Here is a 1,419-nt window from a genome sequence, read left to right as displayed (position 1 = left end):
TACGAGAACAAGGCCAGCCCGCCAAACAGGCTATTGTCGATGCTTCATGCCTGCGACTCAGAGCGGTTATGCTGACCTCTTTGACGACTGTTGCTGGCTTATTACCGCTTCTGTTTGAAACCTCACTTCAAGCTCAGTTCCTGATCCCTATGGCTGTCAGTATTTCATTTGGCCTGGCATATGCGACGATTCTTATCTTGTTTGTTATTCCAGCTTTAATTTCGCTTATTGAAGAGTTTAAAGATAAGCGAGCCGCTAAATAGAAAGTATTGGATATTTTAATTGCATAAAAAAGTCCGGCCCCATCATTAGGGCCGGGCTTTTCTTTTCCCTTCAGTTCAGCTCAAATACTTAAACCGAACTAAGTCTCTTAGAGCCTATTCAGGACTAAGACAAATCATTCGATAAGTTATTTAATCGAGCTTGACAGTCTTCGTGAGAATTCATCTGAGCAGAATCACCATCAACCGCTATATCCTCTAACGACTGGTCCGTATCCCATGTACGTGACTCTCCGGTATAGGACAGGCTAAAAATGTTTCGGCTACTATCTTGACCACGACTAATCAATGTAAAGTCAAAACCACCTAATACATTAAGGATAAGACGACGATCATCAATAGCGGTCCATTCTCCCGCATCGAATAATGCACCATCCGTTTCTAAACTACCGTCATTACCTTCATCCGAAAACTGGCCGTCAAAGGCGCCGTCTTCAGAATAGCGAATACACAGCTTCAACTCACCAGTACCGGTTAAGTTCTCATCTTCTTCAAACAAAATGAGCGCAGCACCTTCAACATTATCTTCGTCATCACTGTATTCAACAAACAATTCCTTGCCTGCTAAGTCGCCAAACGTCACGCCGCCCGTGACACTGACACCATCATNGTCAATTGTACCAGCAGAGAAGTCGACACCCACTAAGGTGCTAAAATCTACGTCTGTCCCGTCGCCAATTGCATCATATAGCGGACCACCAACATCCAGCGCTTCATCAATAGCATCGTCGATTAGAGCCGAATCCTCATCATTGATCATCTGAGTCACGACCATTTCAACACCGATCATTCTAGCGCGAATACTATCAGCATCGACCGCATCTGGGTCACTCGGACTTGAGGGGATCGCAGCATTAACCAAGCCAAGAATATCCGCCACATCGGTTAAAGCTGCCGTTCTTTCTGCACCGCTTATTTGGTTAGAAATTGAATCATCGTCTTCATTGTCATTATAAGTGTCAATAATTTGCTGATTAACCGCATCAAATACCGAAGCAATCATCGTTGAATCAATTGCAGAACTACCCGCTAATTGGTCAGCGAATTGCTCATATATAAAGGTTGAAGAGCTATCTGGAAAGAAGCTTTCTTCACCAAATACGTCATACTTTTCCTCAAAAACATCTGCAAAGATGAC

At 43.7% G+C, this 1,419-nt stretch carries 1 protein-coding gene; it reads left to right on the top strand.

Annotated elements, in window-relative coordinates; translation table 11 throughout:
- On the top strand, positions 1-263 hold a 263-nt coding region (locus tag A3735_RS24715; RefSeq protein WP_156499897.1), incomplete at its 5' end, for an efflux RND transporter permease subunit.
- Positions 264-1,419 lie beyond the last annotated feature (1,156 nt).

Source organism: Oleiphilus sp. HI0061 (assembly GCF_001635675.1).
The sequence above is the reverse complement of the archived record's forward strand: the minus strand, read 5'-3'. Positions and strand labels throughout refer to the sequence as shown.